The organism is Paraburkholderia aspalathi, assembly GCF_900116445.1.
Classification (GTDB): domain Bacteria; phylum Pseudomonadota; class Gammaproteobacteria; order Burkholderiales; family Burkholderiaceae; genus Paraburkholderia; species Paraburkholderia aspalathi.
The window spans coordinates 38,069-46,840 of sequence record NZ_FPBH01000049.1 but is presented as its reverse complement, the minus strand read 5'-3'; the positions used below and the strand labels follow the sequence as shown (position 1 = coordinate 46,840).

General features: G+C 60.4%; 5 protein-coding genes and 3 pseudogenes. 2 read left to right on the top strand and 6 right to left on the bottom strand.

Translation table 11 applies throughout. From position 1 onward, the window contains the following. The first annotated feature begins 853 nt into the window (after positions 1–853). A complete protein-coding gene (locus BM438_RS41390) occupies positions 854–1,612 on the top strand; it encodes a CerR family C-terminal domain-containing protein (protein WP_093646724.1) in 759 nt (252 codons plus the stop codon). 141 nt (positions 1,613–1,753) lie between these two features. Here BM438_RS41390 and BM438_RS46525 read toward each other — a convergent pair. The 4 genes and pseudogenes from BM438_RS46525 to BM438_RS41375 form a co-directional block, all read right to left on the bottom strand. Then, positions 1,754–1,898: pseudogene (locus tag BM438_RS46525) on the bottom strand (phage integrase central domain-containing protein); the annotation flags it as partial. Between the two features lie 109 nt (positions 1,899–2,007). Continuing rightward, a pseudogene (locus BM438_RS47150) lies at positions 2,008–2,373 on the bottom strand (DDE-type integrase/transposase/recombinase); the annotation flags it as partial. A 111-nt stretch (positions 2,374–2,484) separates the two neighbouring features. Continuing rightward, positions 2,485–2,922, bottom strand: a pseudogene (locus tag BM438_RS47145) (TniB family NTP-binding protein); the annotation flags it as partial. Next, positions 2,906–4,309, bottom strand: coding sequence for a Mu transposase C-terminal domain-containing protein (locus BM438_RS41375; protein WP_244179579.1), 1,404 nt, complete (start codon positions 4,307–4,309; stop codon positions 2,906–2,908). The gene BM438_RS41375 and the pseudogene BM438_RS47145, both read right to left, overlap by 17 nt. A 133-nt stretch (positions 4,310–4,442) precedes the next feature. Here BM438_RS41375 and BM438_RS46880 point away from each other — a divergent pair, with 133 nt between their 5' ends. After that, complete coding sequence (locus BM438_RS46880; RefSeq protein ID WP_167378534.1) at positions 4,443–4,589, top strand: hypothetical protein; 147 nt, start codon at positions 4,443–4,445, stop codon at positions 4,587–4,589. 67 nt (positions 4,590–4,656) lie between these two features. Here BM438_RS46880 and BM438_RS41370 read toward each other — a convergent pair whose 3' ends face one another. Both BM438_RS41370 and BM438_RS41365 read right to left on the bottom strand, forming a co-directional pair. Continuing rightward, the gene (locus BM438_RS41370; protein WP_093646734.1) at positions 4,657–5,739 is read right to left on the bottom strand and encodes a porin; all 1,083 of its coding nucleotides are present in this window, start codon (positions 5,737–5,739) and stop codon (positions 4,657–4,659) included. A 29-nt stretch (positions 5,740–5,768) separates the two neighbouring features. Next, positions 5,769–8,456, bottom strand: a complete 2,688-nt coding sequence (locus tag BM438_RS41365) for a glycoside hydrolase family 3 protein (RefSeq protein ID WP_093646731.1) — start codon at positions 8,454–8,456, stop codon at positions 5,769–5,771. Positions 8,457–8,772: the final 316 nt, after the last annotated feature.

Sequence of the window (8,772 nt, the reverse complement as noted above, 5' to 3'; positions counted from 1 at the left end):
CGCCGCTGCATCCCACGGCGCGGCCGTTGCTGTGGACGGCCGCATGGTCGACCGGCCGGTCATTCTGAAGGCGCAGGAAATCCTGGCAGAGTCCCAGCGACGTCTGCCCCGCGGTGTCTGCGCCAGCAGCTCCGCCTGACGCATCTCCCTTCGGCAACATGGGTTTTAGGACATCGAGAAGAAAAACCACAGCGTTGCCGATTCTCACAGTGCCGGGCTGCCCCTGCCTCAGGGCAGCCCGCAAGCATTAGCGATGCACGAAGATCCCTTATGTCGGTTCCATGATTGCTCGCGAAACCGATACGCGTTGCGTCGCACGCGTCCCGCAACCGACCGTGTCATGCTCGCCGATTGAGACCTTGAGAAGACTGTCGCACCACGCTGGATATATGCGTGGGTTAGTGCAATCGGCAATGTGCACTTTTTATCCTTCGCCGAAGGGCGCTTGAGCCACAAACCGAGGCGGTAATGAGGGCGCGTCGGGCAACTCCGTTTCCTGGCAAACCCTGCGCTTGCCATTCCACTCATGAGCTATCGCCGTCCGGCTAGGCTCACCCTGTGGCTCTGAAGGCTGAGGCGCAAATGACGGTCAGTAACGAACATCAACAGCTTTCGATGAAGCGCCCAACGGTCCACCGGCGGACGAGCCAACCGGTCCGGCAATCAGCACGACGATGCAAAGTGCGATCTGCACGGTTCGCCTGACGCATGATGCAGGTGGGCATCGGGCGGGATGGAGAGCCTCCGGTCGCCAACCTCGTATCGATCAAATTATTTCCGGTTGGTGCAATTATTCCAGACGCTACAATTGTGTCAGGCGATTTATTTCTGCGGATGAAATGGAGACACATGGATGAACACCGAAAGAAGACTGCGCCGTTCGCCAGAGGGCGGCTACGCGCGCGGCGATCGGACGCGCCACCGGATCATCGAGGCGGCGATCGAACTGTTTGTCGAACACGGGTTTGGGGGCGCGTCGACGCGCGACATCGCGGCTCGCGCCGGCGTCAACGCGCCCGCGCTGCAGTACTACTTCGAGAACAAGGAAGGTGTGTATCGCGCGTGCCTCGAAGCGCTCGCCGACGATGCATGGAAGGCATTCGGGCCGGTCGTCAAGCACGCGGAGGAAGCGCTCCGTGAAAATGCCGACGCCGCAGCGTTGATTGATGCCTTCATGCGCATTCAGGAAGCAATCGCTGACACCGTCCTCGCGAAAGCCAACATTCCCGGCAGGCGGCTTTTTTTCGCGCGCGAGCAGGCCGGACACGAACCCGAAAGTGCAACGCAGATTCTCACCGGCCGGATCCGCGAGCCGCTAAATGATGCGAGCACTGCGCTTGTGGCGCGAATTTCTGGACACGCCGCCGATGATCCGGTCACGCTGATCCGCACGTTCAGCCTGCATGGGCAACTGGTGATTTTTCATGTCGCGCACCGCTCGACGCTGACGGTCTTTGGCTGGAATAGGATCGATGCAGAGAAAACCGAACAGATCAAGTCGACTATACGCGAACAGACGCGCACGCTACTTGAACAATGGAGCCGGGAACGTGATGAGGGGCGCACACCCGTTGTGCAAACCACGGGCAGAGCAAAATCACGCGAACAGTAGTGATCTGGTCACGACGACAAAGCGATCGCGGAGGCGCGAGGCATCAGCACGTGGAGATGAAGAGCGCAGCCACGCCGATAGCCCGCTGCCCTGCTCAAGCGGCGTCCGCCACATCGACCGACGGGTCGCATGCCGGGGCTGCCTTGCGTACCATTCCTTGATGGCATAGCGAACTATGCGACTGATCTCGCTGCGTACGCGGTAAGCCGTGAATCGTGCACCGCGCACCGTTAATGCGTTTCAGAACAGTTAAAATCTCGGGCGAGTCATTCTGAGCAATGAGACGGCTTTGTCAACTTGTCGAGGCTGAGGAGAAAAGACGACGGAAAAGAGCGTCCTCAGAAGGCGGAGGACGGATTTTGAGCGACTTCGGTGATGTTGCACCACGCAGCGAATCACGCCGCGAGTTGTTTGCGATAGAGAGAAGCGCGCAGTAGATGCCGTTTCAGTGCGAAGTGCTGACGGATCGGACCGAAGCTCGAAAGGAAAGCCTGCGTGCGTTTCGGGTCGCGAAAGCCTCGCATGCGACGCTCGCGTTCGCGCGTCGGTTGATGACTGTTCTCTGCGCGGTTGTTCAGTCGGGCCGCAGCCTTGACGAACACGTGCTTCACGTTCGCAAGTTCCGGGATCAGGGCTTTTGCCGCCGGATAGCTGCACAACTGATCGGTGACGATCTTGCTCGGCAACGGGCTCGAACGCAGCACACGTTTGAAGAAGCGTTTGGCAGCGGCTTTGTCGCGCTGCTTTTGCAGCAGGATGTCGAACCAGGTCGCTAATATCGACGCGCGTCGATTCGGCGGGCGACGATGCGCTCTGCAAAGCGCCCGGTTTGACCGACGCGCCCGGTGTGACGAAGTAGCCCGAATGCGTCTCAGAGTGTCACGAGCCAGGCGTTCCAGGGACGCCAGACCGGCAGCAGCATTGTGCGAAGCTCCTAGCTCGAAAAGAAGCCCCGAATAAAATCGGTGCTGGTCTGGAGTCGGCGGCATCTGCATGGAAACGACCGAACAACGTTCGACCCCGCTTCGTTCGTCAAACTCGTTGGGATGCGCTCGCCGGAATTTGGCGGTGATTTTTGTCTTGCCAATATTTGAATCGCCATGCAAAAGGAGGCACGGCATCCGGTCTCGGCGAGGCGTCTCGTATAGACGCTCAAGTTGCTGCAAGGCTTGCGTGGCGCGCGGGTAGTCTATCCAGCGATCGCGAAGAAGCCCAATAATGCGTTCGTCGTTCCCCAACTCGGCCTGCTTTCTGGCGGCTGGCAGCAAATGCGCGAGCGTGCCATCTTTCACCTCACCATTGCTCGACATCGAATGCCTGAACGGGTGCATCGTAATCGACCGTCTCGACCTCGTGCTCCGACGTCTCGCTCCTGAATTGCACGACTCTCTCAAGCACCTCCTCCAACGGAACATACTTTCTACGTGACCGCCGACGTGCACTGACCGTCGTCCGTCTGGCATTAGCGATTAGGCGTCGCTGCTCCTCTACGGTTCGGAAAATCAGCGCCTCAGAGACGGATTGCTGTCCTTCCGACCGGATGGCCTTTAGCGCGGTTCGCTGTTCGAAAGGCGAAATCGCCGGGCGCCGCATATCTGCGTATTGGACTTCGAGGTAGTCACGCGTTCCTGCGGTCACGAACACGCGAGAGAGATCCTCCGGATGGTAGCGAACAGTTACCGTGCGCCGGGCCTCGCGCCATGCAACGAATATTGGATGCCAATAGCGAATATGGAAAAACGTCAGTCCATACGCCTGTATTGTCCTTTGCGCTGCAGGCAAGAAACGAATCAGGAACCGCAACGCTGCGCCTCCAGTTGCTGGCAATTGTCGTGAATCGGCACTACGCGCCTGCATTCGCCACATGCCTGCTGGCGTCGCGCCGAGTAGCCCGTGATGTGCGGCGTGATGGTATCGTCTCGCGACCTCGATCGCGAGCCACTGCTCAAACTCCCGCAGGGTCAACGCGGCCGTCTTTTCGGACTGTCGCGCCTTGTGACCTTTCGGTGACGATGCGGTCGCCCCCGGCAGGCCCCGCACCCTTTCCATTAGAGTCCGGTTCGGGCGCTCTATATGGCCACCGAAATGAGGACGCCCTACTGGATACATAAGGTCGATGCCGTATTCCCGGCAACCGCTGCGAAGGGCCCTGCTTTTGAACTCGGCAGCATTGTCGAGATGCAGGACTTGCGGAATTCCGCGCATCGGCCAATCCCCGTCCACCTCAATCTTCGCAAGCCATGGCGCCTTGCATAGTGCTGCTCTGGTCATTAGCAGACCCACAGTTGCCGCCCCCGGACGGTCCATGCTCACGTAGAAACTCAGCACGCACCTGGTCGCAACGTCCAGAGCGAGGGTCAGCCAAGGGCGGCCGATCACACGTCTGTCGTACTCGCTCACCAGGAGCACATCCGCTTGTGTGTGATCGACCTGGACGATCTCCAGGGGATATTTGGCGACAAGCGACCCTGGCGCTTTCAGGGCGTCGGGGAGCGCCGCGCGCTTTAAAGCGTCCGACTCACGATGCTTCGCCCATCGCCGTCCGATCGTCGTTCGGCTCGGCAGTTGGAGACCAGCGAGCGCACATCTGCGTCGAACCTCCAGCACAAGATCCGTTGCAGGATGGGCGAGTTGTCGTTGCTTCGGAAGCCAGACATGCACTACTTCGTCGATCACTTTATCGACGTCATTGCCCAACCGACCGCCGTCCGGTGACGGGCCTCGGCGATACGGAGCGACTGAGCTCGCGACGGGGTCTGCCAGGAATCTCCGGCGCAGACGATGCACAGTTGTCCAGTGCACGCCGCGGTGAACATGGCTAGCAGAATTATTGGACACCAACAACTTCACCCATCCGTACGTCAATATCAAAGCCCTCAGCGAGCAAATCAACACGGCGGTTCATCAGCTCGAGCCATATCTCGAGGCCGGGATGCGCGCGATTCAACTCTGCGAGCATCCTGCGTCTTCGGTATGAGCGTGCATAAGCATTCGCGCCGGCGCGCGCGGCGCGAATTCAGAGTAGAGAATCTGCCGATAGATTATTAGAAGGAATGCTGGATGCTCACATAAGCACCCGACTGCGTATGCCCTGGTACTGGGTTATCGGGGTTAGTCGGCGAGTTCGCTTCGAGGCTGAAGTTTGCCGTCGAACTGTTTCGCACGCTTGCCAGCTGGACATCCAGTTGCGTCCGTTTTGAAAGGAAGTACGCGGCGCCCACGGTGTACATCGTCGCGTTGCCGCCGCCCCCGTTGGCGTTCACATGGAACACAGCGGCCTTCAGGTCAATGTCGGGTTGCGCAGTCCAGTTGACCGCCCCCCACTCCTGCCGAAGGGTAGTCGTACTGCCCGAGTCTGCGTGCAGGGTCTGGAATGCGCCCTGCAGCTTGAACTGACCGAGGTACAGATTGGCGCCGACGAAATATTCCCGCGAGTACTGGAAGATATTGTCGAACTTGCCGTTCGTCGGGTCTCGAATTTCGTCATAAATGCCCCGCACCATCACCCACGCCGATGCATACGTAACCTGCAGGCCGGCCATACGGCCCTGGGACGTCGTGCCGTTGCCGTTCCAGTTGGTCGCGTTCGACAGCGCATATTGCCCGTATACGTCGATGCCCGCAATCTTCGGCGACTGGTACGACACGGCGTTGCTCGCCTTGATCCAGCTTCTGCCGCGCGTTAGCGAGGTCGATGCCCATGACCCGAGCAGGTATGGATCGAAGCTGACGATGTTGTTGGCGACAAAGAGTTGGCGCCCAATCTGAAACGCGCCGTAGTTATCGTTCTTCAGCCCGACGGTGGCCCATCGGTTGAACAGCCCATCGGGCGAGCCCTGTCCGGTGTTGGCAAGAAACGCACTTTCTAGATGGAAGGTGGCCTTTGTTCCGCCGCCGATGTCTTCTGCGCCGATCATGGCGAAATAGCTTCCGCTCCAGTTGCCGCTCTCGGCGCGCACGCGTGATGTGGTGCCGCCGGTCGCCGTCGGGATGCCTGACATATACTCGATGCCGCTATCGATCCGGCCATAGAGCAGGACGCTGCTTTGTGCATGGGCGGAGATGCTGGCGATTGTGCCGGCCGCGGCCGTGATGCACTGTATTGCGAGGAATCTTGCTTTACGCATGGTCATCTCTTGAGTAGCTATCGTCCGAATCAGCCGCGCGGTAGCGGTGCGCTCAATCGCAGATCGCGGGACGAAGCCCCAACGAACACCTGACGTCCATCACGCATGGTCACCCAGCCATCCTGCTTCGTGGACCAGTACTGCAGCCGTCGCGGAGCAACGTGCAGCACAACCCGCTTGTGTTCGCCAGGCTTCAGGGTGATGCGATCGAAAGCCACCAGCGCACGGACCGGGAACTGGGCGCCCTCGGGTGCCTCTTGCGGCGCGCCGAGATAGACCTGCGGTACTTCATCGCCCGCCACCGGGCCGGTGTTGCGGATGTCGACGCCGATATCGATTCCCCCGTCCTTCACATTGCGGACGGTGAGCGACGAATATTTGAAACTGGTGTAGGAAAGCCCGTAGCCGAATGCATACAGGGGCTTGGTCTTTTGCCTGTCGAACCAGCGATAGCCCACATCGACGCCTTCGGAGAACACGGTCTTGCCGTTCACACCCTGTCCAGAGCGTTCAGGATGGGCCGGGTCTGTGGCGGCATAGTCCTCGAGGTGGTTGGCCCAGGTGAATGGCAGACGGCCCGCCGGGCTGCGCTTGCCGAGCAGCACATTCGCCGTCGCCACGCCACCAAGGTCACCCGACCACCACATCTCGACCACGGCGCGCGTCTTGTCCAGCCACGGCATTGCGATCGGCTGGCTGGTGTTGAGCACGACGATCGTGTTTGGGTTCACGGCAGCCACGTCGTCGACGAGCTTGTCCTGGTCGGCCGGCAGCCCGAATGCAGGAGCGCCCCGGCTCCAGAGGAACACCACGGCAGTCTTTGCCTGTTTCGCCGCCGCGATCGCCGCTGCGTGATTGGCCTCGCGTACCTCCGGTGTCACCCAGTTAAGCCGGACCTGTTGAGGCTGGTTGGACGTGTCCCCGGATATCGACACAGCGATTTCATGTGTGCCTGCGGTGAGGTCAACGGCTGAACGCACGTTGTCCAGACCATCGGTAGTCGGCAGAAGGCTGTCGAGGTTGGCATGCACGGTGTCGCCATGCAGTGCGCCTGTCATTGAGCCGGTGCCGGAGACGCGCTTGCCGTCGACGAACAACGTGCCGCGTGCGCCGAGTATCTGCAGGTAGAGCCAGTACGAACCTGCCGAAGGCACCGTAAGCGTGCCCTTCCAGGTGACGTTGCCGTTTGCAGGCAACGCATTGCCGCCCCGGGTGGTGAAGTCGATGGACGGGTCGATCGTTGTGCCAGTATTGTCGGCGACCGTGCGAGCGAGGCCCGGCTTGCCGTTGTGAGACAGGAGGGAGGCGGGGATAGGCGAGCCCGTCATGTCATCGTCGACGGCATACGTGATGTTCGTGCCGGGCACATTCGCCGCCAGTTTCCTGATCGCGTCAAGCGGGCCGACCTGATTCGCAGAAATGCCGACCGAACGCTCGCCCGCCTTGCCGATCGCGACGACCTGTCCCGCGCCCGGGCCGATCAGCGCGAGCGATTGCAGGTCGCTTCCCTTCAGCGGCAATGCGCCGTTCTCGTTGCGCAGCAGTACCGCGGAATCCTCGCTCGTTTTCTGAATGACAGCATTGACTCGCAGATCCGCGGCTTTCTGCGCGTTATCGCGCGCTCTGGCGTGCACGCCATCGAGGTAGCCGAACCGATCCATCTGGTTCAGCACGCGCCCCGCCGCCCGCGTGATCATCGCCTCGTCGGCCGTGCCGTCGTTCATCGCGTTCCAGAGGTTCTGCGGATCAGGATCAGCCGGGAACTCGGCCGCCCACTTCACGGGAGGGTGCTTCGGTTCCTCCGGGATGCTTCCTTCGAACAGCGCTGCCAGCACGCCGAACTTCGGGTCCATCGCGGCCTGTTTTCCACTGGCGATGTCGAAGTAGGAGTTCATCATGCCGGCGAATGGGCTCGACGCGGGCACGATACCGGGCATCTCCATGTCGAGGCCGTTTTTCAGGTAGTCGTTGCCGTGCACGGCGCCCCAATCGGAGGTGACGAAGCCTTTGAAGCCCATTTCCTGCTTTAGCACCTTGTTAAGCACCGCGTTGTTGCCGCATGCAAACGCGCCATTGATCTTGTTGTAGGAACACATGATCGACGAGACGCCAACCTTGATGGCGTCGGCAAACGGGGCTAGATAGACCTCGTGCAGCGCCTGTGCGCCGATGGTCACGTCGTGTGCGTTGGTGTCGAAGCCGACAAAGTGCTTCGCCTGAGCCATTACGCCCCGGTCCTGGGTCCCGTTGATTTGTGCGGCGCCGATCGCACCGGTGAGGACGGGATCCTCACCGTAGGTGTTGTAGCCGCGCCGGAACGTCACGTCGCGGTCGATATTGACGAACGGTTCGAGTACCACGTCGATGCCGAGGCGCCTCGCTTCCTGCGCGATGACCTCGCCATTTTTACGAGCGTCGCTTTTGCTGAAGGTGGCCGCCAGGCCCATGGTCGCGGTCAGCGCGGGAGAGGGAGTTCGGGTCAGGATGCCCGGGGGGCCGTCGGCGAGACGCAGCGGTGGAATGCCGAGGCGCGGCACGCCCTGCAGATAGCCGGCCTGTCCCTGGTTCGTTGCCGCCGGCTCTGCGATACCGCGAATCATGGCAATCTTCTCGCCCAGCGTCATCTGCTGGAGCAATGCGTCGACCTTCGGATTGCCTGTGCCGGAAAGCGATGTTGCGTCGGTGGCTGCGGCACAAAGGGACGAGGCCAGCAACATACCTGCTACGACCACGGAAGTCTTGAGTTTGCTTACTTTCCTTACACGAGATATTTTAATATACTTAGGCATACGAAATATATCGTCCTGTACATCGATTTTCGGGTGGGTCATTGCGGCTTCCGGTGAATTAGGAGGGATTCTGGGCGGCTACATGTGAAGGTAACGGTCCGCCTTGGAGTCTCAAGGCAGAGGCGGGTCGAATTTGGACGCGGATGCTGGTCGGACGGCACTCGTGATGGCGAACATGGGGATGTACCCTGGTAAGGTACTCATGCTGCGGAGTCTAGAAGTGTCAAATTTCGTGAACAATTGG

Excerpts from the sequence above, each read along its gene's own strand:
- BM438_RS41390 (WP_093646724.1), top strand. The coding sequence starts at position 854 with ATGAACACCGAAAGAAGACTGCGCCGTTCGCCAGAGGGCGGCTACGCG.
- BM438_RS41365 (WP_093646731.1), bottom strand. The coding sequence starts at position 8,456 with ATGTTGCTGGCCTCGTCCCTTTGTGCCGCAGCCACCGACGCAACATCG.
- BM438_RS41370 (WP_093646734.1), bottom strand. The coding sequence starts at position 5,739 with ATGCGTAAAGCAAGATTCCTCGCAATACAGTGCATCACGGCCGCGGCC.